Source organism: Azospirillum lipoferum 4B (genome assembly GCF_000283655.1).
GTDB lineage: Bacteria > Pseudomonadota > Alphaproteobacteria > Azospirillales > Azospirillaceae > Azospirillum > Azospirillum lipoferum_C.
Genome location: NC_016585.1, coordinates 266,068 through 291,025 on the forward strand (window position 1 = coordinate 266,068; position 24,958 = coordinate 291,025).

General features: G+C 67.8%; 21 protein-coding genes. 10 read left to right on the forward strand and 11 right to left on the reverse strand.

What is annotated here, in order from left to right; all coding sequences use genetic code 11:
* Positions 1-175 precede the first annotated feature (175 nt).
* Positions 176-412, reverse strand: coding sequence for a hypothetical protein (locus AZOLI_RS14950; RefSeq protein WP_014188003.1), 237 nt, complete (start codon positions 410-412; stop codon positions 176-178).
* Positions 413-587: 175 nt separating this feature from the next.
* On the opposite strand from AZOLI_RS14950, the gene bla reads away from it, so the two are divergent.
* Positions 588-1,475, forward strand: coding sequence for a class A beta-lactamase (gene bla / locus AZOLI_RS14955; protein ID WP_014188004.1), 888 nt, complete (start codon positions 588-590; stop codon positions 1,473-1,475).
* A gap of 6 nt (positions 1,476-1,481) precedes the next feature.
* On the opposite strand, the gene AZOLI_RS14960 is transcribed toward bla, so the two are convergent.
* The 4 genes from AZOLI_RS14960 to AZOLI_RS14975 all read right to left on the reverse strand — a co-directional run bounded on the left by AZOLI_RS14960 (position 1,482) and on the right by AZOLI_RS14975 (position 6,345).
* Entirely contained in the window at positions 1,482-1,715 is a 234-nt protein-coding gene (locus AZOLI_RS14960; protein WP_014188005.1) for a hypothetical protein, read from the reverse strand.
* Positions 1,716-1,769: 54 nt separating this feature from the next.
* Complete coding sequence (locus AZOLI_RS14965; RefSeq protein ID WP_014188006.1) at positions 1,770-2,261, reverse strand: hypothetical protein; 492 nt, start codon at positions 2,259-2,261, stop codon at positions 1,770-1,772.
* 38 nt (positions 2,262-2,299) lie between these two features.
* On the reverse strand, positions 2,300-4,339 hold the full coding sequence (locus AZOLI_RS14970; RefSeq protein WP_162488212.1) for a serine/threonine protein kinase: 2,040 nt from the start codon (positions 4,337-4,339) through the stop codon (positions 2,300-2,302).
* Positions 4,340-4,509: 170 nt separating this feature from the next.
* Positions 4,510-6,345, reverse strand: a complete 1,836-nt coding sequence (locus tag AZOLI_RS14975; RefSeq protein ID WP_014188008.1) for a PHA/PHB synthase family protein — start codon at positions 6,343-6,345, stop codon at positions 4,510-4,512.
* 382 nt (positions 6,346-6,727) lie between these two features.
* Between AZOLI_RS14975 and AZOLI_RS14980 the strand changes: the two genes are divergently transcribed.
* Entirely contained in the window at positions 6,728-7,057 is a 330-nt protein-coding gene (locus AZOLI_RS14980; protein WP_244442580.1) for a hypothetical protein, read from the forward strand.
* Positions 7,058-7,266: 209 nt separating this feature from the next.
* Here the strand turns inward: AZOLI_RS14980 and AZOLI_RS14985 are convergent, their stop codons facing one another.
* Complete coding sequence (locus AZOLI_RS14985) at positions 7,267-8,682, reverse strand: HlyD family type I secretion periplasmic adaptor subunit (RefSeq protein WP_014188010.1); 1,416 nt, start codon at positions 8,680-8,682, stop codon at positions 7,267-7,269.
* Positions 8,683-8,766: 84 nt separating this feature from the next.
* A complete protein-coding gene (locus AZOLI_RS14990) occupies positions 8,767-10,398 on the reverse strand; it encodes a type I secretion system permease/ATPase (RefSeq protein ID WP_244442581.1) in 1,632 nt (543 codons plus the stop codon).
* Positions 10,399-10,868: 470 nt separating this feature from the next.
* Here AZOLI_RS14990 and AZOLI_RS14995 point away from each other — a divergent pair, with 470 nt between their 5' ends.
* The 3 genes from AZOLI_RS14995 to AZOLI_RS15005 all read left to right on the forward strand — a co-directional run bounded on the left by AZOLI_RS14995 (position 10,869) and on the right by AZOLI_RS15005 (position 13,736).
* Positions 10,869-11,396: a peroxiredoxin gene (locus tag AZOLI_RS14995; protein ID WP_014188012.1), complete on the forward strand. Its 528-nt coding sequence runs from the start codon at positions 10,869-10,871 to the stop codon at positions 11,394-11,396.
* Positions 11,397-11,704: 308 nt separating this feature from the next.
* A complete protein-coding gene (locus tag AZOLI_RS15000) occupies positions 11,705-12,652 on the forward strand; it encodes an extracellular catalytic domain type 2 short-chain-length polyhydroxyalkanoate depolymerase (RefSeq protein WP_162488213.1) in 948 nt (315 codons plus the stop codon).
* Positions 12,653-12,659: 7 nt separating this feature from the next.
* Positions 12,660-13,736 (forward strand): extracellular catalytic domain type 2 short-chain-length polyhydroxyalkanoate depolymerase, encoded by a 1,077-nt coding sequence (locus AZOLI_RS15005; protein WP_044551371.1) that lies wholly within the window; start codon positions 12,660-12,662, stop codon positions 13,734-13,736.
* Positions 13,737-13,932: 196 nt separating this feature from the next.
* On the opposite strand, the gene eno is transcribed toward AZOLI_RS15005, so the two are convergent.
* Both eno and AZOLI_RS15015 read right to left on the reverse strand, forming a co-directional pair.
* Positions 13,933-15,210 (reverse strand): phosphopyruvate hydratase, encoded by a 1,278-nt coding sequence (gene eno, locus AZOLI_RS15010; protein WP_014188015.1) that lies wholly within the window; start codon positions 15,208-15,210, stop codon positions 13,933-13,935.
* 147 nt (positions 15,211-15,357) lie between these two features.
* Entirely contained in the window at positions 15,358-16,140 is a 783-nt protein-coding gene (locus AZOLI_RS15015; protein ID WP_014188016.1) for an alpha/beta fold hydrolase, read from the reverse strand.
* A gap of 132 nt (positions 16,141-16,272) precedes the next feature.
* Between AZOLI_RS15015 and murJ the strand changes: the two genes are divergently transcribed.
* Positions 16,273-17,823, forward strand: coding sequence for a murein biosynthesis integral membrane protein MurJ (gene murJ / locus AZOLI_RS15020; RefSeq protein WP_014188017.1), 1,551 nt, complete (start codon positions 16,273-16,275; stop codon positions 17,821-17,823).
* Between the two features lies 1 nt (position 17,824).
* Here the strand turns inward: murJ and AZOLI_RS15025 are convergent, their stop codons facing one another.
* Positions 17,825-18,667, reverse strand: coding sequence for a sulfurtransferase (locus AZOLI_RS15025; RefSeq protein ID WP_014188018.1), 843 nt, complete (start codon positions 18,665-18,667; stop codon positions 17,825-17,827).
* 258 nt (positions 18,668-18,925) lie between these two features.
* On the opposite strand from AZOLI_RS15025, the gene fliN reads away from it, so the two are divergent.
* Positions 18,926-19,228, forward strand: a complete 303-nt coding sequence (gene fliN / locus AZOLI_RS15030; protein ID WP_014188019.1) for a flagellar motor switch protein FliN — start codon at positions 18,926-18,928, stop codon at positions 19,226-19,228.
* A 157-nt stretch (positions 19,229-19,385) separates the two neighbouring features.
* Positions 19,386-20,645, forward strand: a complete 1,260-nt coding sequence (locus AZOLI_RS15035; RefSeq protein ID WP_014188020.1) for a diaminopropionate ammonia-lyase — start codon at positions 19,386-19,388, stop codon at positions 20,643-20,645.
* On the opposite strand, the gene AZOLI_RS15040 is transcribed toward AZOLI_RS15035, so the two are convergent.
* Positions 20,626-21,351, reverse strand: a complete 726-nt coding sequence (locus AZOLI_RS15040; protein WP_044551760.1) for a hypothetical protein — start codon at positions 21,349-21,351, stop codon at positions 20,626-20,628. The genes AZOLI_RS15035 and AZOLI_RS15040 overlap by 20 nt on opposite strands.
* A gap of 231 nt (positions 21,352-21,582) precedes the next feature.
* On the opposite strand from AZOLI_RS15040, the gene gatB reads away from it, so the two are divergent.
* Positions 21,583-23,034, forward strand: coding sequence for an Asp-tRNA(Asn)/Glu-tRNA(Gln) amidotransferase subunit GatB (gene gatB, locus AZOLI_RS15045; RefSeq protein WP_014188022.1), 1,452 nt, complete (start codon positions 21,583-21,585; stop codon positions 23,032-23,034).
* Positions 23,035-23,199: 165 nt separating this feature from the next.
* A complete protein-coding gene (locus tag AZOLI_RS15050) occupies positions 23,200-24,948 on the forward strand; it encodes a PAS domain-containing sensor histidine kinase (protein WP_014188023.1) in 1,749 nt (582 codons plus the stop codon).
* Positions 24,949-24,958: the final 10 nt, after the last annotated feature.

Genomic DNA, 24,958 nt, shown 5'->3' on the forward strand with positions numbered 1-24,958 from the left:
GAGAATCGGCGGGATTGTTTGGCTCTCAGGGCTGGACGGAGTCGATGGCCTTCGCCCCGCGGCCGTTGAGAGCAGGCGTGGGACAGTGCCGCCGCTCAGAATCCTTGAACATCTGTGGCGGGATACAGCCTACGCCCTTGTCGCGGCCACGGCCGCGGCGTGAGGCCGCAGGCCCTCAGCCGATCCGCCGGAGCGCCAGCCCCGTCGCGGCGATGCGGAACCCGCCGTCCGCCGTCTCCTCCACCGCCTCGCCGCCGTCCAGGCGGTAACTCTTCCCTTCCGGCACCCAGCCGGCGGGGCCGCGGAAGGTGACCATCTGGATGTAGCTGGTGACCTCGACGACCGAATGGACGGTGCCATCCTCGGCCCGCGCCGCGAACCGGCCGGTCTCCATGTCCTGACGCAACGGCATCCGCCTGCTCCCTTCGCCCATCGCTGGCGGCCCATAGGGTGCCATGGCGCCGCCGGACCGGGGAAGCTCTTCCGCCATTAGTTTTATTTGTGGCTTCCGCGAGGAAACCTCGTTTGCCCGTGCGGCGCCCGGTTTCTATCGTCCGGCCATCGCAACGGCAAGGAAAGTGGTCGCAATGATCGGAAGACGGGGTTTCCTGGTGGCGACGGGCGGGGCGCTGCTGTTCTCCGCAACCGCGGCGCAGGCGGCGAAAGGCAAGGGTTCTGCGGCCGATGGGCTGGCGGAGCGTTTGGCGGTGCTGGAGGAGCGGACCGGCGGACGGCTGGGCGTCGCGATGCTCGACACCGGAAGCGGCCGGCTGCAGGGCTGGCGCGTGGACGAGCGGTTCCCGATGTGCAGCACCTTCAAATTTCTATTGGCTGCCGCCGTGCTGAAGGGGGTGGATCAGGGCAGGGAACGGCTGGACCGGCGAATTCCGGTGACGTCGGCCGATCTGGTGCCCTATGCGCCCTTCGCGGAAACCCGGCTGAACGGCACGCCGCCGACGGTGGCCGAGCTGTGCGAGGCGGCGATGACGCTCAGCGACAATGTGGCGGCCAACCTGCTGCTGCCGGGCGTCGGCGACCCGGCCGGCCTCACCGCCTTCCTGCGGGGCATCGGCGACAAGACCACCCGTCTGGACCGCAACGAGCCGACGCTGAACACCGCGATTCCCGGCGATCCGCGCGACACCACCACCCCCGCCGCCATGGTGCGCAGCATGGAACGGCTGCTGTTGGGCGACGTGCTGCGTCCGGACTCCCGCCGGCAGCTTTCCGACTGGATGATCGCCAACAAGACCGGCGACAAGCGGCTGCGCGCCGGGCTGCCGGCCGGCTGGCGCGTCGGCGACAAGACCGGAACCGGCACCAACGGCACCGCCAACGACATCGCCATCCTCTGGCCGGAGAACCGCCCGCCGCTGCTGGTCGCCAGCTACCTGACCCAGACGGCGAAGGAGTTCAAGCAGCATGATTCGATCCACGCCGAGGTGGCGCGGGCGGTGGCGGGCATCGTCGGCTGACGCCGGTCAGACCGGCGTATCGGCGGGAGCCGCATGCGGCGGCCGGGCCCATCTGACGATGGCCCGTACGGCGTTCAGGGCGTTCACATTGTCCTGAATGGGGAAATGCCGCCGCAATTCGACGACCGCCGCCCATTCGCCGCTTTCGTGAAACGCCTTCTGAATGGCGGCGGCTTCATCCTGGCTGACGCTGAACATTCCGACCCCTTGGCCGACCTCGCGGACCATATCGCCGATCATGCCCCGCCGCCGGCCCCGGTTGCAAGGGCGGCCTGCCGCGAGAATCGGGTTCCCTCACGCGCCTTCCGCTTCGGCGCCCGGTTCCAGGCCGCCGGACTCGTCGAAATAGTCGCCGGCGACGTCCGGCCCCCATTCCTGGACCAGCGCCACCTTCTTCTGCTTCAGAACCTCCACCCGCTTTTCGGCGCGGGTGATCTCCATGCCGGCGACCAGCGGCGGGATGCCGTAATAAAGGCCCCAGCCGACGGCGGCGGCGGTATACATCACCAGCCAGGCCAGCGGGTCGGCGAAGATCTTCGCGGCGGCGCCGATGGTGTGCTGGTGCTTCCACAGATCGATGGCGAAGGGCATGCAGCCGCAGAAATTCAGCCCGCCGACGGTGATCGGCGCCGATTTGTCGGGATCGCGGTCGATGACATAGGCAACGATGGTCGGGATCATCCCCACCCCGAACAGGATGGTGGTCGGCAGCACGATCAGCGCCGCCGGGATGATCAGCAGGATCAGCGTGAGGGCGCCGCCCTTCTTCTTTCTCTTGCGCGCCATGGCGATCCCCCCGTCGATTCAGATTTTATGAGATCCGGTCAGAAGGCGAAGAACAGGATGATGCCGGCGACCAGCACGGTCGACAGCAGGCTCGACACGATGGCAGCGACCTGCCGGCCCGACGTCTCGATGATGGCATTGCGGTCGGAGATGGTGTGGCGGATCTTGTCCATCTCCGCATCCGCCTCGCGATAGGCGATCTGCGCCGCTTCGAATTCCAGACGGTCGCGGCGCAGCGCCTCGGGATCGTCGACCACCTTCAGCAGTTCGGTCAGCCGGCCGTTGTGCGCGGCGGCGTCGGCCATCTTGCGCACCTCCTGCTGCTGGGGCCGGTTGTGGAAGCGGCGGAAGGCGGGATCGAGCAGAGCCACAACCCAGGAGGCCAGATGCGTCAGCCCGTCCACCCCGGTGCGGGCCTGGATGTCGGACAGAATGGTCAGCATGGCGATGACCCGCCGCATCGGCTCCACCCCGCTGCCGAGCTGGGTGAACAGCAGCTCGTCCCCGCGCTTGTTGCGGGCGCCGAGGAAGGCGGCGATCTGGCGGTCGATGGGGTCCTTGTGCCGCTCGCCCCCGGCGGCGATCCAGTCCAGCGCCCGCAGCAACTCCGCCGGCGTCGTCGGCAGCTGCTTGGCGACCAGGGCGCTCATGCAAGGCATCGTCGGGTTCATCTCGTACAGCACGCGCTCCACCCCCAGCCCGTGGGAGGAGCGGTCGAGGAAGCCGCGCAGCTGGTCGTAGGTCTGCACCAGCGGCACGAATTCCGGCTTGAAGTCGGCCTGGACGTTGACCCAGAACATCGGCAGCTGGTTGGCGATCACCTCCGCCACCGCCTGGGGGGATTCGCCGCGCATGAAGGCGTCGGCCAGCATGGTGGCGATGCCGTCCGGCATCATCGCCCGGCCGCGGTAGCGGATGGGCGCGGTGGGGTCGAGCGCGATGCAGACGCGCGCCACCAGCCGGTCGCCCTGGCTGCCGCCCTTGCCGCTGGAGGCGGTCTGGATGGCGTTGCTCACCGCCTCCGCCCGCACCTCGTCGCCCATCGACCGGCGCAGCCATTTGTCCAGCTCGCCGCTTTCGATGACGCTGGCGGCGGCGGGGGCATGGCGGGCGAAGGCGCGGGCCAGCGTGCGGCAGTGCCAGTATTCGGCCCCCTGGAACTCCAGCGGCCGGGCGGCGCGGCGGGAAATCTGCGGCTGCTTCGGGCTGAGCCGGCGGCCGGCCACCCACAAATCGAGGTCGTTCAGGGTCCAGCGCTGCTTGGGATCGTCCACCAGCAGGCCGCGTACCACCTCGTTGATCGCCAGCGGCAGCCGGTGCTGCTGGACCAGGGCCGGATAGGATCCCCGCTCCATCTTCGCCTGCAGAATGGCGTCGTCGTCCAGCCCGGCCAGCGGGTTGCGGCCCAGCGCCAGGATCAGCAGGGTGACGCCCAGCGAATAGAGGTCGTCGGCGACGATGCCGGTGCCGCGGCCGGCGGGGTTGGCCATGCCACGCTCGATCGTCTCCAGCAGGACCGGCTGGCCGTAGCCGGGCTGCGTCGACACGCAGTCGCCCAGCATCAGCCCGCCGCCCGCGAGATCGCGGTAGAACAGGTTGGTCGGACGGATCGCGCCATGGACCACGCCGCGGCTCGACAGCTCCTTCAGCGCCGACACCAGCGGGTGGACGATCTGGCGGGTCAGCTGGTCTTCCGGCATCGGGTCCAGCGTGTCGTGCAGCGATCCCATCAGCCGCTTGCCGCCCGGCCGCTCGAACACCAGGCAATAGCGCCGCCCGCGGTCCTGCGGCCAGTCCACCAGCCCCCAATCGAGCAGCCGCATGTGGGTGGCGTTGTCGAGGCTGCCCACCGTGGAGCAGATGTCCATCCGCGGCAGCATCGCCCCGTGGCAGATGATGGCGAAGGGCTCGATCCGCTTCTCGCGCAGCGCCTTGGCGGTGAAGGCGTTGCCGCCGACGGCATTCAGCAGGGGGATCGGCGCGCCGGGCTGGATTTCGTAGCGTTCGGCGAGCTTGACCGGTTCGGCGTTCGCCATCGCGGCGGTTCCCATCGTTGCAGTCTGGGCGTCGGATGGCATGAACGGCGGATCCCCGGGGCGTGCGAATATGCGCAGGCCTTAGGTGGCGTAAAAAGGGCAAACAAACCCTTAACATGCGCATGCGTAACACTATCGGATTGGCCCGGAAAGGAAAACCCCCGCCGGGAGGGGCGGGGGTTTTCCGTGCGGATAATCGGGCGGCCGCAAGGTTACTCGTTCTTGACCTTGACGTAGGAGCCGGGGGCGTCTTCCAGGGCGGGGAGGGCGCCGTCGCCGGGCTGCCGGGCCGGGACCTTGCCGTCGGCGAACTGGCCGACCCACTTGTTCCATTCCGGCCACCAGGAGCCGGGGGTCTGCGTCGCCTTCTCCAGCCACTCGTCGGAGGTCTTGGCCAGCTTGTCGCTGGTCCAGTAGCAGTACTTGTTGGCCGCCGGCGGGTTGACGACGCCGGCGATGTGGCCGGAGGCGCCGAGCACGAACTTGACCGGGCCGCTGAACAGCTGGGCGCCGCTGTAGGTGCTCTTCCACGGGGCGATGTGGTCCTCGCGGGCCGACAGGAACAGCGCCGGGACCTTGACCTTGGTCAGGTCGATCGGAACGCCCTTCAGCGACACCGCGCCCGGCTGCGCCAGCATGTTCTTCTGGTACATGTTGCGCAGGTAGAAGCTGTGCATCGCCGCCGGCATGCGGGTGCTGTCGCCGTTCCAGTACAGCAGGTCGAACGGGAACGGGTCCTTGCCCAGCAGGTAGTTGTTGACGACAAACGACCAGATCAGGTCGTTGGCCCGCAGCATGTTGAAGGTGGTCGCCATCTTGGCGCCGTCGAGATAGCCCTGCTCGGCCATCTGCCCTTCGATGAAGGTCAGCTGCTCCTCGTCGATGAAGATCGACAGCTCGCCGGCCTCGGCGAAGTCCAGCATGGTGGTGAAGAAGGTGGCCGACTTGATGCGGTCGTCCTTCTTGACCGCCATATAGGCCAGGGTCGAGGCGAGCAGCGTGCCGCCCAGGCAATAGCCGATGGCGTTGACGTCCTTCTCGCCGGTCGCCTTCTGGATGGCGTCGAGCGCCGCCAGCGGGCCTTCGACCATGTAGTCCTCGAAGCCCTTGGCCGCCAGCGTCTCGTCCGGGTTGACCCAGGACAGGACGAAGACGGTGTGGCCCTGGTCGACCGCCCACTTGATGAAGCTGTTCTTCTCGCGCAGGTCCAGGATGTAGAACTTGTTGATCCAGGGCGGCACGATCATCAGCGGGCGCTTGTTCACGTCCGGCGTGGTCGGCGTGTACTGCAGCAGCTGCATCAGGCTGGTCTGGAAGACGACCTTGCCCGGCGTGACCGCGATGTTCTTGCCCAGCTGGAAGGCGTCGTAGTCGGTCATGGAGATGCGCAGCTCGCCCTTGCCGCGCTCCAGATCCTTCAGCAGATGCTCCAGCCCCTTGACCAGATTCTCGCCGCCGCTCTCGATGGTGGCGCGCAGGACCTCCGGATTCGTCATGACGAAGTTGGAGGGCGCCATCGCGTCGACGAACTGGCGGGTGTAGAAATCGACCTTCTTGGCGGTGTGGTCGTCCAGCCCTTCGACCTGATTGACGGTCGACTGCATCCACCGGGCGCTCAGCAGGTAGGACTGCTTGATGAAGTCGAACAGCGTGTTCTCGTCCCAGGCGGCGTCCTTGAAGCGGCGGTCGTCCTTGGCCGGGGCGATGACCGGCTGCGTCTCCTGCCCGAAGAAGCGCTGGGTGGTGCGCTGCCACAGGGTCAGGTAATCCTGCCACAGCGTCATCTGCGCCTGCATCAGCTTGGCCGGATCGGCCATCATGCGGGTGGTCATCTCAAGGAAGGCATGGCCGACGCCCATCGGATCCGGGCTCTTCGGGCCGGCGCCGTCGGAGGCCTGGCGCGCGAGGAATTCGGAAACCAGCCGCTGGCTCTGTTCGGCGATGCGGGTCATCGCCCGCGACATCTCAACCGGGTCGGGGAGCTTGACGTCGGGCACCTGGGGGGAAGCCGGGGTGGAAGCCTGGGGGGGGGCCTTGGTCTCGGCCATGAGCACGGTCCTTCTTCTTTGGGCGGGTGTCGCGTCGTCGGTCACGTCGTGTCGGTCACCGTCATCCACAGTGCCCGGCTTGTACCAGATAGGGCTTTGGGCCTTGCGGACGGGCGGCTATACAGGCTTGCGGTCGATGTTTTCAGGGGGCGTTCTGCACCATGTCGCTGTGGGTTGCGTGCGGCGGTCCGGCCTTCTGGTGCGGTGCGGGAGAAATCCGGAACCTCTCATACACCGCTGGTGTGAACATTTCATTTCACGGATCGTCGCACAAGTGCGGCGTCGCGGCCAGACACGGGGAAGGATGATGGTGACGGGCAGACAGGAGGTCGGTCGGGGCATCGCGGCGGTCGGACGGGTGTTCGGCTCCCTGATCTTTGTAATGCCAATGGTTTTCGGGCTGACGGCCTGCAGCGACCGGGCGCTGGACACCGGCCTTCTGGGCGCCGTCACCGGCCAGCCCTCGCCGGTCAGCGACAATACGTCGCCCATCCGGAATATGACCGGCGAGCGCACGGAATATCCGAATCTGGGTACCGTTCCCCCGCGCCCGACCGATCTGTCGACGGAGGCGGAGCGCCGGCAGGCGATGGACCGTCTGGCCCAGGACCGTGCGGCATCGCGCCGCACCAAGGAGCAGACGGAGGCGATCCCGGTGCCGGAACCGCTGCCGGTCCCGCCGAAGCCGGATTTGCGGCCGGGACGGGGTTGAGGGTGTTGGGTAGATGAAAAGCCCCCGGCGGGATGGCCGGGGGCTTTTTGTGTGTGTAGGGAGGGGATGGCTGACGATGCCCCCTCCCTAACCCTCCCCCGCGTTCCGCGGGAGAGGGGACTGTCATCGCTTCGCATAAGGCACCCTCTCCCACCGAAGGTGGGGGAGGGTCGGGGAGGGGGCAAAGCGCCTTCCCCCTCAAGAACCCATCACTCCTGGATGAACGCCTTCACGTAGGACTGGCTCAGCGGCTGGATCAGATAATCCAGCGGGGTGCGGGGGGAGAGCACGATGCGGGCTTCCACCGGCATGCCGGCCTTGATCTTCAGGTGGCCGACTTCGTGGGAATCGGCGTCCTTCAGGCGGATGCGGGCCAGATAATAGTCCTGGCGGGTGGCGGTGTCGGTCAGGCGGTCGGCCGAGACGTAGGACACGGTGCCGTCGATTGTGCCGACGACGCGGCTGTCATAGGCGGTCAGCTGCACCTTCACCGGCAGGTCGACGGCCATCGACTTGATGTCCTTCGGCTGGATGCGGACCTCGGCCAGCAGGGCCTTGTCGTCGGGGACGATGTCCAGCACCGGTTCGTTGGCGGTGATGGTGCCGCCGACGGCCGGGTGGCCGTAGATCACGACGTTGCCGGCGTCGGGCGCCTTGATGGTGCGGTTGTCCAGGCGGTTCCTGGCGTCGCGGATCTGCTCGGCCAGCTTCTGGGCGTCGCCGCGCGCCTTCTCCAGCTCCATCAGCACCTTCTCGCGGAAGTCGCTGCGGCGGCGGATCAGATCGCCCTGTGCCTCGACCGCCTGCTGGCGCGACTGGGACATGCGGGCTTCCAGCTCATGGTCCTGGGCGTGCAGCTGGGCGTTCTCCTTCTGCGCCGCCACCAGCTTGGTGCGGGTGGAGTTGCCGCGGTCCAGCAGGCCCTGGGTGATCTCGATGTCCTCGTCCGACAGCTTGATCTCGCGGGCGAGGAAGGCACGCTGCTTCTCCAGGCTCTTCACCTCGTCGCCGAGCGTGGCGATGCGGTCCTGGGTCAGCTTGGTTTCGGTCTCCAGCTGGTTGCGGCGGACCTGGAACAGCTTCTCCTGGTTCTGCATGGCAGTGTCGACCGCGGGCTCATTGGCGCGGCGCGCCGCCAGTTCGGCCGGCCACTCGATGGCGGGCTTCTCGAACAGCTCGGCGGTCAGGCGGGCTTCCGACGCCAGAGTGTCGAACAGCGCGACGTTCAGCATTTCCAGCCGGGTCTGCGCCTCGGTGCTGTCCAGCCGCATCAGGACCTGACCCGCCTCGACCCGGTCGCCTTCCTTGACCAGGATGGCACTGATCACGCCGCCTTCCGTGTTCTTCACCACCTTGCGGCCGGTTTCCGGGGCCAGCGAGCCGACGGCGCTGATCGCGCTGTGCAGCGGGGCCACCGCCGCCCAGCCGGTCATGCCGCCGAAGCCGACCGCCAGGACCAGGAAGCCGCCCAGCAGCAGGCTGCGCACACCCGTTTCCGGCATCGCCGCCCGCAGCGCATGGATCGAGGTGATGGTCGCGGTCTTGCGCGACGGCTTGCCGGCGGGGGTCTCGGGACCGGTGTCGGAGGAGAGCGGGGTGGGGAAACCGGTGGTCATCGTGGTCATGGGACTTCCTTGGCTCTGTCGGGTCGGGCGTCGCCAGCCGGGGAACGGGGCCGGATGCTCAGGGCTTGGGGGCGGTGCCGGCGGTCAGCCGGCGGCCCCTGCCGTGGTGGCGGACGGACCGGCCTGAGGGCCGAGATTGCGGAGGCGGGCGAGGTTGACGGCACCGGGCTGTGCCTGCTGCTGCTCCGGACGAGGCAGCTCCATCGCCATGCCGTTCTTCAGGACATAGGTGTGGTCGGCCATGTCGACGAAGATCGGGGCGTGGGTCATGACGATGGTCGTCGCCCCACGCTGCTTGGCGGCCGCCACGAAGGCGCGGACGGCCTTGATGCCCAGCTCGTCCAGGCCGGCGGTCGGCTCGTCCAGCACCATCAGCGGCGGCTGTCCGAAGGCGGCGCGGGCAAGGCCGATCAGCCGGGCGCTGGCGCCGGTGATCGGGGACAGCGGGTCGTTGACCTCGGTCTCGTAGCCCATGGGGAGGCTTTCGATCCACTCGTGGATGCCGACGGACTTGGCGGCCTCCTCCACCTGTTCGCGGGTGGCTGTGGTGAAGCGGGCGATGTTGTCGGCGATGCTGCCGGGCAGGAGATCGACCTGCTGCGGCAGGTAGCCGATGCCCTGTTCGGGAGCGTCGGGGGTCAGGGTGGCGACGGACAGGCCGCCAAGCCGCACCGTCCCCGCCGACGGGAGGGCGACACCGGCCAGCAGGCGGGCGAGGACCGACTTGCCCGAGCGGTTGGGGCCGGCGATGCAGACGGTCTCGCCCGGCTCGATGGAGAGAGTGACGCTGCGCAGGATCGGCTTCTGGTCGCGGGGGGAGACGAACAGCAGATTCTCCACCGTCAGGCGTTCGCTCTCCACCGGGACGGCGGGACGCTCCGGCTCACGCGACAGGCGCTTCAGCAGCGGCAGCAGGCGGCGGACGGCCTGGGCGGAACGGACCAGCCCGCCCCAGGCGCCGGCGGTCTGTTCGATGGGGGCGAGGCCGCGGCCGACCAGCATCGAGGTGGCGATCATGCCGCCGAAGGACAGGTGCTGCTCGATCACCAGCCAGGCGCCGATGCCCGTCACGGCGATCTGCAGGACCATGCGGACCCACTTGGTGGCGGCGCCGATGGAGGCGCTGCGCTCATAGCCCTGGTTCTGCAGGGCGCTGGCGGTCAGGAAGTCGCGGTTGACGGCATCGAGCGCGGTGTCGCCCATGCGCAGGCCGCGCACGGTGTCGGAGCGGGAGGCCAGGGCCTCGAACAGCTTCTGGGCGCGGCCGGCCGGCAGCTTGCTTTCGTCGTTGACGTCCTTGACGGCCACATAGCCGATCCAGCCCATCACCGCCATGATCGCCATCGACACGACCAGGACCAGCGCCAGCATCGGATGGATCACGTAGATGCCGATGACGTAGAGCGGCGCCCAGGGCAGATCCATCAGCGCCGGCAGCGACGGACGGGCGAAGGCGGCCTTCAGCTCCATCAGGTCGGCGAGCGGGCCGTTGTCCGGCCGGCCGCGGCCGGCGGCGTCCAGCGCGTCGGCGGTCAGCCGGCGGCGCCACCGCACCTCCAGCGCGTTGCCGGCACGGGCAAGCAGGCGCGACCGCACCATCTCCAGCACGCCGCTCAGCGTCAGCGCCATGACCACGATGAGGGTCAGCATGATCAGGGTGTCGTAATTGCCGGACGGAATGGCCCGGCTGAACACCTGAAGCGAATAAAGCGGCATGGCCAGCATCAGCGCGTTGATGGTGGCACTGAAGATAAATGCACTAACAAGTACCCTGGTAAAATAAGAGCGGTTGAAAGCCGCCTCCGGCTTATCGATACCGGTCCCTTGCATAGTGTTGGACTTGGTCGAAATAGGCATAAACAGCCCTCCAATTGTCACCGGTCGGCGCAGTGCCCACTGGATGCAGGCGGGCTCAGGGAACGCGATCTTGGTAAATGGGACATTAACATTCGGAAGCGTCACAGGATTGCCACGGGATGCCACCACTTTTGCGCAGCTCTACCCCGGACTTACCTGCTCTTACGGTCCGTCTTGCGGCATTTTGCCGGAAGGGGGTGCATGACTTATTGCCGGTTGGACGAGGCGGACGGAGCCGGTATCGTGGCCGGCGTCGGACCCGGCCGGTCCGGATGCGGCGCGGCTCACCCCATTGGCCGACACAGTCGAAACCATATCCGGAGATGAGAATGGAAGGGCGCAAGGTCCCCTCGGTGGTGTTCAAGACCCGTGTGCGCGACGAAAGCGTGGACGGCCCCAACCCGTTCCGCTGGCAGGACGTGGCCAGCGACGAATTGTTCCAGGGCAAGCGCGTCGTCCTGTTCTCGCTGCCCGGCGCCTTCACGCCGACCTGCTCCAACGAGCAGTGCCCGGCCTTCGAACGGCTTTACGACGAGTTCAAGGATCTCGGCGTCGACGAGGTCTACTGCCTCAGCGTCAACGACGCCTTCGTCATGTTCCAGTGGGGCAAGAGCCTGAACCTGAAGAAGGTCAAGCTGATCCCCGACGGCTCGGGCCATTTCACCCGCCGCATGGGCATGCTGATCGACAAGGATCATCTGGGCTTCGGCTTCCGGTCCTGGCGCTATGCCATGGTGGTCAAGGACGGCGTTGTCGAGAAGTGGTTCGAGGAGCCCGGCATCAACGACGAGGGCGAGAACGGCGATCCCTACGGCGAATCCTCGCCGGAAAACGTGCTGGCCTATCTGCGCGGCTGACGCCGCCGATTCGACGGCCGATGACGGAAGGCCGGAGGGGCGGGGGCTCCGCCGGCCTTTCCCATGGCCGCCGAACGCCATTCGGCCCCGTCCGCGGCCGGGCAGGTTGCAAAGCATCCTGCATGTGCGTGCATCGGATGGGGCCTGATCCTTTTCGATAGACAAATACCGTTGCCTTGCTACCTTCCGCAGTGATCATCGCGGATGAGGCGTAGCAGGTGGCATCGTATCGGCGGGCCCGGAATATCCTGGTTGCATGGATTGCAGCGCTGACGCTGCTTGCAGCTTTCGCCGATTGGCCGGGCGCCATGGCCGGCGAACCGGCGCCTCCGCTTCTGCCGCGCAAGGTCGTCATCGAGAAGACTTCGGCATCGGGTCTGGCGGCGGGTGCCTTCATGGCGCTCCAGTTCCATGTCGCCCATTCCACCGAGATCACCGGCGTCGGCCTGGTTGCCGGCGGTCCGTTCCTCTGTGCCGCGGAGAATCCGCTGCTGGCGGCGTCCTGCATGCAGGGCAACGCGCTTTGGCCGCGCGGGCAGTCGCTGTACGAGGCGGCGCAGCCGCTGGCCGCCGCCGGGGCGATCGATCCTCTCGACCGCCTGCCGGAGGCCCAGGTCTACCTGTTCAGCGGCCGTGCCGACATGGTGGTGAACCGCAAGGCGGTGGAGGAGGCGGAGGCCTTCTACCGCGCCGCCCGCGTCCCGGCGAACCGGATCCGCCTGGATGCGGGTCTGGAGGCCGGCAACGGCTTCATCTCGCCGGGCGCACCCAACGACTGCAACGCCAACCGCAGCCCCTACGTCAATGCCTGCGGCGACTACGACCAGGCCGGACGGATTCTGTCGCACATCTATGGCGGCCTGAACCCGCCCGCCCCGGACCTGCCGGCGGCCAGCCCCTTCGACCAGACCCCTTTCGGCGATCCGGAACGGACCGGGCTGGCGCCGACCGGCTACGTCTTTGTGCCGCCGGCCTGTGCGGGGGGATCGGCTTGCGCGGTGCATATCGTCTTTCACGGATGCCGCCAGTCCGCGGCGGAGGTTGGCGACGCGGTGACCACCGGCGCCGGCTTCAACCGCTGGGCGGCCAACAACAATCTGATCGTGCTCTACCCGCAGCTGTCACCCCGCCGTTCGGCGGACCCGATTGCCTGCTGGGACTGGATCGGCACGACGGGGACGGATTACGCAACGAAGGGCGGGGCACAGATCGCCGCTGTCCATGCGATGTTGACAACTCTTGCAGGGCAAAGGTGACCCTCCCATGACCATTTCCAGCCAAGTCATTTTGAAATCGGCGCTGGCGGCCTTCGTCGTCCTGGCGTCTGTTCCCGCCGCCGCCCAAAGCAGCGCTCAAGTCAAGTTGGCCGATCTGAAGCTGAAGATCGATCCGGCGCAGACCACGGTGTCTGGCATTTCCTCCGGCGCCTATATGGCAGGCCAGTTCCAGGTCGCCTATTCGGGTCTGGTCAAGGCGGCCGGCATCGTCGCCGGCGGTCCCTATGACTGTGCCGAAGTGTCGGAAGGCGGCATCGCCCCGGCAGTGGTGGCGCTGAAGCGCTGCATGGACGTGGCGATGGGCGCGCCGAATGTCGACGCGCTGGTCGCCAATGCCAAGGCCCGCGAGACGTCGAAGGACATCGACCCGCTGTCCAACATGGCGCAGTCGAAGATCTACCTGTTCAACGGCGACAACGATATCACGGTGAAACGTCCGGTCGCCGACGCCACCGAGCGGTTCTACAAGGCGTTGGGCGTGACGGACGCCAACTTCACCTATGTGAAGCTGCCCAAGGCGGCGCATGCCTACATCACCGACGGCTATGGCGCCGCCTGCGACTTCATCCCGAAAGAGGGTGAGAAGAGCGAATACATCAACAACTGCCAGTACGATCAGGCCGGCGCCATCGTCCGCTTCTTCTACGCCGACGCCAAGATCCCGAACGCTCCCGCCGCGGCCCGCCAGCCGCAGCTGTTCAACCAGGCTCCCTTCGTCGGCGACACCAGCCGCAGCGGCATGGCCAAGACCGGCTATGTCTATGTTCCGGAAGCCTGCGAGGGCGGCAAGCAGACCTGCCGCATCCATGTCGCCTTCCACGGCTGCCAGATGGCATCGAACCTGATCGGCGATCATTTCGCCGTGCATGCCGGTTACAACCGCTGGGCCGACGTCAACAACATCGTCGTGCTGTACCCGCAGATCGACGGCGCCGCCAAGCCCACCTCCAACCCCAAGGCCTGCTGGGACTGGTTCGGCTACACCGGCTACGATTTCGCCCGCAAGGGCGGCTTCCAGATGACCGCCGTCCGCAAGATGATCGGCGCGCTGGTCGGGGAGTGAGGGTCGGCGTTCGCTTGCCCCCACCCCGACCCTCCCCCGCTTCGCGGGAGAGGGTGCCTTTTGCGAAGCGGCGACAGTCCCCTCCACCGCCGAAGGCGGGGGAGGGTTAGGGAGGGGGCAATCGAAGCCCACACTCCAGCCAATAAAAAAGCCCCTCTCCGGCAACCCGGAGAGGGGCTTTTTCAACTTACCGCACTCAGGCCTTCAGGATGCCGCGGCCGGCGAAGCGGGCGGCCACACCCAGCTGCTCCTCGATGCGGATCAGCTGGTTGTACTTGGCCAGACGATCCGAACGGCTCAGCGAGCCGGTCTTGATCTGGCCGCAGTTGGTGGCGACGGCGAGGTCGGCGATGGTGCTGTCCTCGGTCTCGCCCGAGCGGTGCGACAGCACGGCGGTGTAGCCGGCCTTGTGCGCCATATCGACCGCTTCCAGCGTCTCCGACAGCGTGCCGATCTGGTTGACCTTCACCAGGATCGAGTTCGCCACGCCTTGGCGGATGCCCTGGGCCAGACGCTTCGGGTTGGTGACGAACAGGTCGTCGCCGACCAGCTGCACCTTGTTGCCGATGGCGTCGGTCAGCGCCTTCCAGCCTTCCCAATCGTCTTCCGCCATGCCGTCCTCGATCGAGATGATCGGGAAGCGGCCGACCAGATCGGACCAGTAGGCGACCATCTGCTCCGGCGACAGCGACTTGCCTTCGCCGGCCAGTTCATACTTGCCGTTCTTGAAGAACTCGGTCGAGGCGGCGTCGAGCGCCAGCATCACGTCGTCGCCCGGCTTGTAGCCGGCAGCCTCGATGGCCTTCATGACGAAGCCGAGCGCCTCGTCGGTGGAGCCGATGTTGGGGGCGAAGCCGCCCTCGTCGCCGACATTGGTGTTGTGGCCGGCGTCCTTCAGCTTCTTCTTGAGGGACTGGAAGATCTCGGAACCCATGCGGATGGCGTCGGCACCGGTCTCGGCGCCCACCGGCATGATCATGAATTCCTGGATGTCGATGGGGTTGTCGGCATGGGCGCCGCCGTTGATGATGTTCATCATCGGCACCGGCAGCAGCGAGGCGAAGGCGCCGCCGACATAGCGGTAGAGCGGCAGGCCGGCATCCTCGGCGGCGGCGCGGGCGACCGCCAGCGACACGCCCAGGATGGCGTTGGCACCGAGCCGGCTCTTGTTCTCGGTGCCGTCCAGGTCGATCATGGCGAGGTCGATGGCGCGCTGATCGTCGGCGTCCAGGCCGGCGAGCGCGTCGTAGATCTCGCCGTTGACGGACTCGACCGCCTTCAGCACGCCCTTGCCGCCGAAGCGGCCCTTGTCGCCGTCGCGCAGCTCGACGGCTTCATGGGCGCCGGTGGAGGCGCCCGACGGCACCGCGGCGCGGCCGAAGGCGCCGCTGTCCAGCGCAACGTCGACTTCCACGGTCGGGTTGCCGCGGCTGTCCAGGATTTCGCGGGCGTGAATCTCGGTGATGACGCTCATGATCGGTCGATCCTTCGAGGAATGGCAGCCGCGTTGTCTCGCAGGCCGCGTTTTAAGGCGCGCAGGCTTGATAGCCCCGACGTCCGGGCGATGCAATATCTGCTTCGGCTTACAACTCTGCGCAAATGCTGAGTTTCGCCGCGGAAATCAGAGGAAACCCTCCACCAGGGCCGCGAATTCGGCCGGACGTTCGGCATGCAGCCAATGGCCGACCCCCTCGATCATGCGGATTTCCGCCTTGGGGAAATGGCGGCGGATGGCGTCGTGATGCTCCGGCCGGATGTAGTCGGAGGCGCCGCCGCCGATGAACAGGGCAGGGCCGTCATAGCGGGCACCGGCGAAATCGGGGAAGCCGATCAGCCCCTCCATGTTCGCGCCGATGGAATCGAGGTTGATCCGCCAGGAGAAGACGCCGTTCTCCAGCACCAGATTCTGCATCAGGAAGGAGCGCAGCGGCGCTTCCGGCACGGCGTCGGCCAGCTGGGCCTCGACCTCCGGGCGGCGGGTGACGCCTTCCAGCTTCGCGTCCTTCATCGCGGCGACATAGGGGGCGTGGGTGTGGGTGTAGGCGACGGGGGCGATGTCGGCCACCACCAGCCGCTCGACCCGGTCGGGATGGGCCAGCGCCAGCGCCATGGCGGCCTTGCCGCCCATCGAATGGCCGACCACCGTGGCGCGGGCGAATCCGCGGTCGTCCAGGAAGCGCAGCACGTCGTCCGCCATCTCAGGATAGCTCATGCCCTCGGCCCAGGGTGCGCCGCCGTGGTTGCGCAGGTCCAGCGCATAGACCCGGTGCCTCTCGCCGAAGCGGCGGGCCAGCGTCTGCCAGTTGCGGGCCGAGCCGAACAGGCCGTGCAGAACCAGCATCGGCGTTCCGCCATTGGCTTCGCCGGCTTCCAGATAGGTCAGGGGGAGGGCTTGCTGCGGCATGTCTGGGGCCTTTGTCCGGTGAGGTCGGAGATGGGTTCTGGACGAATGCGGGCCGCGATCCTATGACGAACGCGGTCGCATCGCTAGGATGCCGCCGGGCATCATCCGCATCACAGAAGCGACTCTGCCATCGTGTTCCGTCATATCCTGTCCGTCGGCGGCCTGACCCTGGCCAGCCGGGTGCTCGGTTTCCTGCGCGACGTGCTGACCGCGGCGCTGCTCGGCGCCGGGCCGGTGGCCGACGCCTTCTTCGTCGCCTTCCGGCTGCCGAATCATTTCCGCGCCCTGTTCGCGGAGGGCGCCTTCAACTCCGCCTTCGTGCCGCTGTTCTCCGGCAAGCTGGTGCAGGACGGCGCAGCATCCGCCCGCCGCTTCGCCGACGAGGTGATGACCCTGCTGGTCATCGTGCAGCTGGTGCTGCTGCTGGCGGTTCTGGCCTTCATGCCGCAATTCATGACGGTCTTCGCCCCCGGCTTCGCCGACGACCCGGAGAAGTTCCGGCTGGCCGTGCTGTTCACCAGCATCACCTTCCCCTATCTGCTGCTGATCTCGCTGGTGTCGCTCTATGGCGGGGTGCTGAACAGCATGAGCCGCTTCGGCGCCGCCGCCGCCTCCCCCATCCTGATGAATCTGAGCCTGATCGCGGCCCTTGTGGTCGGCACGCCGCTGATGCCCAGCGCCGGCCACGCGCTGTCCTGGGGCGTTCTGGCCGCCGGCGTGGCGCAGTTCCTCTATCTGGCCTGGGATGCGCGGCGGGCGGGCATGACCTTGCGGCCGGTGATGCCGCGCCTGTCCACCGACGTAAAGCGCTTCCTGACGGTGCTGGGGCCGGCAGCGCTGGGATCCGGCCTGACGCAGATCAGCCTGTTCGCCGACACGCTGATCGCCTCGGCCCTGCCGACGGGGGCGGTGTCCTACCTCTATTATGCCGACCGGCTGAACCAGCTGCCGCTGGGGGTGATCGGCATCGCCGTGGGAACCGTTCTGCTTCCGGAAATGTCCAAGCGGATCAAGAGCGGTGACGAGGCCGGCGCGGTCGACAGCCAGAACCGCGCCATCGAGCTGTCGCTGGTGCTGACCCTGCCGGCGGCCATCGCCTTCCTGGTGGCGGGGACGCCGATCCTGTCGGTGCTGTTCCAGCGCGGCGCCTTCGGTCCGTCGGACGCCGCCGCGTCGGCGCTCACCCTGCAGGCCTATGCGCTGGGCCTGCCGGCCTTCGTGGTGATCCGCAGTCTGGTCAACGGCTTCTACGCCCGCCAGGACACGGCGACGCCGGTGCGGGTGGCGCTGGTGGCGGTCGGCATCAACGTGGCGCTGAAGCTGGCGCTGATGGGGCCGCTGGCCCAGGTCGGGCTGGCGGTCGCCACCTCCGTCGGCGCCTGGGTGAATGCCGGCCTGCTGGCGCTGCTGCTGCACCGCCGCGGCCTGTTCCGAGCCGATGCGCGCCTGACCCGCAACCTGCCGCGCATGGTGATCGCAGCATCCGCCATGGCCGGCGCCCTGTGGCTGGCGACCGAACGGCTGGCGCCGTGGCTGGGTGCCACCGGGCTGTTCGAGCGGCTGGGCGGGCTGCTGGTGCTGGCGGTGGTCGGGCTGGCGGTCTATGCCGTCGCGGCCGTGCTGCTGGGGCTGGTGCGGCGCAGCGACCTCGGCCGTCTGCGCCGCCGTAGCACCAGGTCGTGACTCAGCCCTCGCTCTGCAGCGGGCGGTCCGGATCGGCGCTCCATTCCGACATCGAGCCGTCATAGAGCCGGACCCCTGGAACGCCGGCGATTTCGCTCAGCGCGAACCAGGACACCGAGGCGAGGTGGCCGGTGTTGCAGAAGGTGATGGGCTGGTCCTGCAGCGGCAGCCCGGCTTGGTCGGCCATCGCCTTCACCGTCTCGGCCGAGGCGAAGCGATGCTCCGCCGCCGAGAAGAGCGGGGCGATGTCCAGGTTCACCGCGCCGGGGATGGTGCCGGCGGCGCGGGCCTGCGGGCTCTTGGCCTTGCCGGCGAACTGCTCGGCGGAGCGGGCATCGTGCAGCGGCGTGCCGCCGGCCTTCACCGCCGCCTCGACGTCATCCAGCGTGGCGCGCAGGTCGTTGCGGGGACGGGCGGTGAAGGTCGCCGGCTTGCGGTCCGCCGGCAGTGGATTCACCGCGCCGCCGGCCGCGGTCCAGGCGGCGAAACCGCCGTCCAGCACCGACACCGCGTCATGGCCCAGCATCTTGAAGGTCCAATAGACACGGGTGGCGTTGCCCATGTCCGACGCATTGGCGCCGGCGGCCACCAGAACCACATGGTCGCCGTTGCCGATGCCGAGACCGCCGATCAGCCCCTCCAGCACCGCCGGTTCAGGCAGCATCCCCGCCCCGCCGCCGACCACAGTCCGCCAGCCGGCCGTTGCGTAGTCGGAATGAACCGCTCCCGGAACGAAGCCGCCGCTGGGCGGGGTCCGTACGTCCAGGACGGCGATTCCTGGGCTGTCGAGCCGGCTTTTCAGCCAGGAAATGTCCACAAGCGGAGAAATGCTGCTGTCGGTCATCACGGCGAATCCGGTTCCGGTTGGTCGTTGCCCATGCGTTGCCTCAGTCGTTGCCTGACCGCAACGAATGGTCCTGCAGGCCGGCGATGCCCGCCGCGGCGGGCGGGCCGACAGTGTGGGCGAAGCGCCTGGGCGGGGAAAGCCCAATCTTGTCGCAAAGCCCGCCGGTCGGTGGCGTTGCCCGGCTACCCGGTCGGGGTGTAGAGTAGAACGTTCGTGTAATTGGCGCCCCTTTGCGGCGTGGGAGCTTGGACATCCATGGCCAACATCGACGACCTGCTCGGCGCGCCCGATCCCAACGACGGCGATGCCTCGTCCTTCGCCATCGGCGACGCACCGGTGGAGATCAAGGTCGTCATCGGCACCGCCATGCTGCGCGTCCGCGACCTGCTGAAGCTGGGCCGCGGCGCCGTCGTCGAACTCGACCGCCATCTGAAGGACCCGACCGACGTCTATGTCGAAGGCGTTCTGGTCGCCCGTGGCGAAGTGGCGATCATCGACGACAAGATCGGCGTCACCCTGACCGATTTCATCAAGTCCAGCCGCGAATGGAAGCGTTGAGCGCCGCGCTTCCACCTTGGCGATGCTTCATTCGGTAGCAGCCGCGCTCACGCTGGAGTCTTGACGGCGGGCGATGGCATCTGGTCTCGTTGTGCGCGGTCGCGGGATGTGCCGTCGCGGACGACGGCGCTCACCGGCCGGCCCGGAGAGCCAAGCCATGCCCCACCAAGCGGTCTCCCCCTCCTCCTGCCTGCCGCGCCTCCATTCGAACCCCCGCGCCGACCATGAACGGGCCTACGGCCCGTCCGAACGCGCGATCCTGAGCCGCGCCGCTTTCGAAGAGGCGATGGCGGAGATCGGCGCCTGGCCCGGCTATGCCCCGACGCCGCTGCGCTCCCTGCCGGGCCTGGCGCGGGAGGCCGGGATCGACCGGATTTGGTACAAGGATGAAAGCGCCCGCTTCGCCCTGGGCAGCTTCAAGGCGCTGGGCGGGGCGTACGCCGTGCTGCGGCTGCTGGCGCGGGAGGTGACGGCGCGGGTGCCGGGCGTGCCGGTGACGGCGCTCGATCTCGTCGTCGGCCGCTATGCCCGGGTGACGCGTACGCTGACCGTGACCACCGCGACCGACGGCAACCACGGCCGTTCGGTGGCCTGGGGGGCGCAGGTGTTCGGCTGCAACTGCGTGGTGTACGTGCCGGCCGCCTGCTCGCCCGGGCGCCGTGCGGCCATCGAGGCGTACGGGGCGCGGGTGGTGGTGATCGACGGGTCGTATGACGATGCGGTGCGCCGGGCTGCCGCCGATGCGGCCGAGCAGGGCTGGTTCGTCGTCTCCGACACCTCATACACCGGCTATATGGATGTCCCGCGCGACGTGATGCAGGGCTACACCGTGATGGTGGAGGAGGCGATCTCCCAGCTTCCCGCCAGCGAACGGCCGACCCATGTCTTCGTCCAGGGCGGCGTCGGCAGTCTGCCGGCGGCGGTCTGCGGCCATCTGTGGGAAAGCTGGGGCCGCCAGCGTCCGCGTTTCGTGGTGGTGGAGCCGCACAACGCCGACTGCCTGTACCAGAGTGCCGTCGCCGGCCGGCCGATGCGGTCGGAGGGGGACCTGGACACGGTGATGGCCGGGCTGGCCTGCGGCGAGGTCTCGTTGCTGGCCTGGGCGATCCTGGAACGTGGCGCCGATGATTTTCTGACGATTCCCGACGAGGGTGCCGTCACTGCCATGCGCAAGCTGGCGGAAGGCAAGCATGGCGGCCGGCCGATCGTGGCGGGCGAGTCGGGTGTGGCCGGGCTGGCCGGGCTGCTCTGCGCCGCCGCGCATGAGGATGTGCGGCTCGCCCTCGGCCTCGCGCCCGACGCCCGCGTGCTGGTGTTCGGGACCGAGGGGGCGACCGATCCGGAGGTCTATGAGCGGATCGTCGGCCGCTCGCCGGAGATGGTGGCCGAAGACCCGGTCAGCGCAGCAGGTCGGTGACGATGTTGGCGCCGTCGGCGGTCAGGCGGTCGGCGGTCTCGCGGTAGTCACGGGCGCCGGAGAAGCCACCGGCCGCCGTCACCCGCTGGATCCAGGCCGGGGAGGCGCCCAGCGACACCAGCCGCTGCACCATCGCCTGGGTGGACCGCATGGTCATCCGGCCGTTCTCCGCCATGCGCGGGGCATGGACCATGAACTCGGCACGCGGGGCCGCATAGCGGGGATAGCCGGCCAGATAGAGGCCGACGCACATGCTTTCGCAGGAGTCGCCGTCGCGCACCCGGGTTGCGACCGGGCGGCCGCCCTGACGCTCGGCCAGCACCGCGTCGATCATGCGATATCCCGCCGCCGTGAAGCCGCCGGGGCTCGACAGTTCGACCACCACCGGATGGCGTGCAGGCAGGGCGTGCAGGGCATCGACGAAGCGGCGCTCCGCCCCCGGCGTGATGATGCCGTCCAACCGCAGGACCGTGGCCTCGCCCTGGTCGCTGCGCGACAGGATGGCGTCGGGGAATTCGGCAGAGGCCGGTGCGGCGGGCGCCGGGTTGACGGTCACCGGGGTGAGCGAGACGCTGGCCCGGTGAGTGGAGCTCGGCTGCGTGGCGGCCGGCTGCGTGGCGGCATGGCTGAACGCGGCGCCCGCCACCAGCAGCCCGCCCAGGGCCACACCGAACCCGATCTTCCGCCCCAGCGCCTGAACCGACATCACGACCTCCCCGCTCGACCCGTTCAGCGTGGCGGCCAAAGCTTGCCCGAGGGTTAACGGAGCGTCCGTGGCGGACTGCACAATGGGGGTAGAAAAGCCGCAGCGCGATAAAGCGTGCGCGCGGGCGCAAAGGGCGTTAGAAGAAACAGGATTCCAAGGGTATGGCCGGGGCGCCCGTTATCGTGGCGGTCCACGGCCCGTCCCGTGCCGTGAACGTCGAAGAGCGGAACGATGTCGTACATCCAGGGTGAAACGGGCGATTGGGAAGTGGTGATCGGGCTTGAGGTCCATGCCCAGGTGATTTCGAACGCGAAGCTGTTCTCCGGCTCCGCCACCGAATTCGGGGCCGCGCCGAACAGCCAGGTCAGCTTCGTCGACGCCGCTTTCCCCGGCATGCTGCCCGTCATCAACGAATATTGCGTCGAACAGGCGGTCCGCACGGGCCTGGGCCTGAAGGCGCAGATCAACCTGAACTCGGTCTTCGACCGCAAGAACTACTTCTACGCCGATCTGCCGCAGGGCTATCAGATCAGCCAGTTCCTGCAGCCGATCGTCGGCAAGGGCGAGATCGTGCTGGACCTGCCGGACGGCACCAGCCGCACGGTCGGCGTCACCCGCCTGCACCTGGAACAGGACGCCGGCAAGTCGCTGCACGACCAGCACCCGTCCAAGACCTACATCGACCTGAACCGGTCGGGCGTGGCGCTGATGGAGATCGTGTCGGAACCCGACATGCGGAGCTCGGAGGAGGCGGGCGCCTATGTGCGCAAGCTGCGGTCTATCCTGCGCTATCTCGGCACCTGCGACGGCAACATGGAGGAAGGCTCCATGCGCTGCGACGTCAATGTGTCGGTGCGCAAGCCGGGCGACCCCTTCGGCACCCGCTGCGAGATCAAGAACGTCAACTCGATCCGCTTCGTCATGCAGGCCATCGAGTATGAGGCGCGCCGCCAGATCGAGATCATCGAGGAAGGCGGCAAGATCGACCAGGAGACCCGCCTGTGGGACACGACGAAGTTCGTGACCCGCTCCATGCGGTCGAAGGAAGAGGCGCACGACTACCGCTATTTCCCGGATCCCGACCTGCTGCCGCTGGAACTCGATGCGGATTGGGTGGAGGACATCAAGAAGTCGCTGCCCGAACTGCCGGACGACAAGAAGGCCCGCTTCATCGAGGACTACAAGCTGTCGGTCTATGACGCCGGCGTGCTGGTCTCGGAGAAGTCGAAAGCCGACTATTTCGAGGCGGTTGCCAAGGGCCGCGATCCCAAGCTGGCCTCCAACTGGGTCACCGGCGAGCTGTTCGGCTATCTGAACAAGGCCGGCAAGGAGATCGAGGAGAGCCCGGTGTCGGCCGAGAATCTCGGCGGGCTGATCGACCTGATCGCCGACAACACCATCTCCGGCCGCATCGCCAAGGAAGTGTTCGAGACGATGTTCGAGACCGGCGAGAAGGCCGCCGACATCGTCGAGAAGAAGGGGCTGCGGCAGGTCACCGACACCAGCGCCATCGAGGGCTCGATCGACGCCGTCCTGGCCGCCAACCCCGACAAGGTGGCCGAATTCCGCAGCGGCAAGGACAAGCTGTTCGGCTTCTTCGTCGGTCAGGTGATGAAGGCGACGCAGGGCAAGGCCAACCCGGCGATGGTCAACGAAATCCTGACCAAGAAGCTGAAGGGGTAAGCGCCCGCACCCGTTCGACGGACCGCAATCGCCCTACTGTCCGAAAGAAAGCCTCTCGCCCGTGTGAGAGGCTTTCTTTCTTGGGTGCCACGCCGCGATGCGGCAAAGCCCCAGTTGAATTTTCCCGGTTGTTATCGCCACAGTGCTGGAAACGGCGGAGGTTCCATGGCGGCAGAACCGGAGATGGTGGCGCTGGCGGGTATCGCCGTCGGCGGTCTTCTGGGGGTGCTGCTGGGCCTGTATGCCGGGCGCCGGTCCGCCCGCCGGAACGCCGCGCCAAAGCCGGCCATCCATGAACCGGACATCGGCGAACGGCTGGAGATGGCGCTGGAGGCGACCGGCGCTGCGGTGTGGGATGCCGATCTGGTGGCCGGCACCTGCTGGTGGTCGGACACCTTCCCGCGCATCCTGGGTTACCGCGCCCGGCCGCCGATGCCGCCGGATTTCTGGGAGAAGCGGCTGCACGCCGACGACCGCGAGCGGGTGCTGGCCCACATCGCCTCGCATCTGGCGGGGGAGACCACCAGCTACGCCTATTCCTATCGCTTGCGGCACGAAGGCGGCGGCTGGGTGTGGATCGCCGCCAAGGGCCGCGCCTTTCGCGACGAGACCGGCCGGGCGGTGCGCTATGCCGGCATCATGACCGACATCACCGAAGCCCGCCGGCAGGAGGAACGGCTGCGCGCCAGCGAGGAACGGCTGCTGAAGATCATGGAGGCGGCGCCCATCGCGGTCAACGTCACCACGCGCGACGGCCGCTGGCTGTTCTGCAATGCCCAATCCGTCCGGCTGATGGGGCGCGACCGGTCCGAGCTGATGCGTACGCCGGTGGCCGATCTCTATGCCGATCCTGCCGACCGTGACGCGCTGATCGCCCGATTCGACCGCGAAGGTCCCTTCCGCAATGCCGAAATCCGCTTCCGCCGGCCCGACGGCAGCGTCGTCTGGGTCCTGTCGTCCTGGAACAGCATCGAACTGGACGGTGAGGCGGCTCTACTGACCTGGCTTTACGACATCACCGACCGCAAGGCCGCCGAGTCGGCGATGGTCCAGGCGCGGGAGGAGGCGGAACAGGCGCTTGCCGACCTGCGCGAGGCACAGGAAAGCCTGATCCAGGCCGAAACGATGGCCTCGCTCGGCCAGCTGGTGGCGGGTGTCGCGCACGAGATCAACACGCCCATCGGCATCGGCCTGACGGCGGCCAGCCATATCGGCGAACAGGCGCAGATCCTGCGCGACCGCTTCACCGGCAACACGCTGCGCCGGTCGGACTTCCTGGAGTTCCTGGACGGGTTGAGCGAGAGCAGCCGCCTGCTGATGGCCAACATCGACCGCGCCGCCTCGCTGGTGCAGAGCTTCAAGCAGGTGGCGGTCGACCAGTCTTCCGGCGACCGGCGGGTGTTCGAGCTGGGCAGCTACATCCGCGAACTGCTGTTCTCGCTCCGTCCGCGGCTGAAGCGCACCAACCTGAAGGTGGCGGTGGAGTGCGACGACGAACTGACGATGGACAGCTTTCCCGGCGCGCTGGGGCAGGTGCTGACCAATCTGGTGATCAATGCCGTCGTCCATGCCTATGGCGACGGCGACCGGACGGGTGACAAGCCGACCGGTACGATCAGGATCACTGCGCAGCCCGATGGAGCCGAGCGGGTGCGAATCGACTTCATCGACGACGGTGCCGGCATCGCGCCGGAGCATCTGTCGAAGGTGTTCGACCCCTTCTTCACCACCAAGCGGGGGCAGGGCGGTTCCGGTCTTGGCCTGCACATCGTGTTCAACACGGTCACCGGCCCGCTGGGCGGAACGGTGTCCGTCCAGTCCTGGCCGGGGCAGGGGACCCGCTTCACCATCCTTCTGCCCCGCGAAGCCCCGGCGGTTCAGCCGACGCCGGCCGAGGAACCGGTACCGAGCTGATCCGGCGGCA

Excerpts from the sequence above, each read along its gene's own strand:
- AZOLI_RS14950 (WP_014188003.1), bottom strand. The coding sequence starts at position 412 with ATGCCGTTGCGTCAGGACATGGAGACCGGCCGGTTCGCGGCGCGGGCC.
- bla (WP_014188004.1), top strand. The coding sequence starts at position 588 with ATGATCGGAAGACGGGGTTTCCTGGTGGCGACGGGCGGGGCGCTGCTG.
- AZOLI_RS14960 (WP_014188005.1), bottom strand. The coding sequence starts at position 1,715 with ATGATCGGCGATATGGTCCGCGAGGTCGGCCAAGGGGTCGGAATGTTC.
- AZOLI_RS14965 (WP_014188006.1), bottom strand. The coding sequence starts at position 2,261 with ATGGCGCGCAAGAGAAAGAAGAAGGGCGGCGCCCTCACGCTGATCCTG.
- AZOLI_RS14970 (WP_162488212.1), bottom strand. The coding sequence starts at position 4,339 with ATGCCATCCGACGCCCAGACTGCAACGATGGGAACCGCCGCGATGGCG.
- AZOLI_RS14975 (WP_014188008.1), bottom strand. The coding sequence starts at position 6,345 with ATGGCCGAGACCAAGGCCCCCCCCCAGGCTTCCACCCCGGCTTCCCCC.
- AZOLI_RS14980 (WP_244442580.1), top strand. The coding sequence starts at position 6,728 with ATGCCAATGGTTTTCGGGCTGACGGCCTGCAGCGACCGGGCGCTGGAC.
- AZOLI_RS14985 (WP_014188010.1), bottom strand. The coding sequence starts at position 8,682 with ATGACCACGATGACCACCGGTTTCCCCACCCCGCTCTCCTCCGACACC.
- AZOLI_RS14990 (WP_244442581.1), bottom strand. The coding sequence starts at position 10,398 with ATGCCGCTTTATTCGCTTCAGGTGTTCAGCCGGGCCATTCCGTCCGGC.
- AZOLI_RS14995 (WP_014188012.1), top strand. The coding sequence starts at position 10,869 with ATGGAAGGGCGCAAGGTCCCCTCGGTGGTGTTCAAGACCCGTGTGCGC.
- AZOLI_RS15000 (WP_162488213.1), top strand. The coding sequence starts at position 11,705 with ATGGCCGGCGAACCGGCGCCTCCGCTTCTGCCGCGCAAGGTCGTCATC.
- AZOLI_RS15005 (WP_044551371.1), top strand. The coding sequence starts at position 12,660 with ATGACCATTTCCAGCCAAGTCATTTTGAAATCGGCGCTGGCGGCCTTC.
- eno (WP_014188015.1), bottom strand. The coding sequence starts at position 15,210 with ATGAGCGTCATCACCGAGATTCACGCCCGCGAAATCCTGGACAGCCGC.
- AZOLI_RS15015 (WP_014188016.1), bottom strand. The coding sequence starts at position 16,140 with ATGCCGCAGCAAGCCCTCCCCCTGACCTATCTGGAAGCCGGCGAAGCC.
- AZOLI_RS15025 (WP_014188018.1), bottom strand. The coding sequence starts at position 18,667 with ATGACCGACAGCAGCATTTCTCCGCTTGTGGACATTTCCTGGCTGAAA.
- fliN (WP_014188019.1), top strand. The coding sequence starts at position 18,926 with ATGGCCAACATCGACGACCTGCTCGGCGCGCCCGATCCCAACGACGGC.
- AZOLI_RS15035 (WP_014188020.1), top strand. The coding sequence starts at position 19,386 with ATGCCCCACCAAGCGGTCTCCCCCTCCTCCTGCCTGCCGCGCCTCCAT.
- AZOLI_RS15040 (WP_044551760.1), bottom strand. The coding sequence starts at position 21,351 with ATGTCGGTTCAGGCGCTGGGGCGGAAGATCGGGTTCGGTGTGGCCCTG.
- gatB (WP_014188022.1), top strand. The coding sequence starts at position 21,583 with ATGTCGTACATCCAGGGTGAAACGGGCGATTGGGAAGTGGTGATCGGG.
- AZOLI_RS15050 (WP_014188023.1), top strand. The coding sequence starts at position 23,200 with ATGGCGGCAGAACCGGAGATGGTGGCGCTGGCGGGTATCGCCGTCGGC.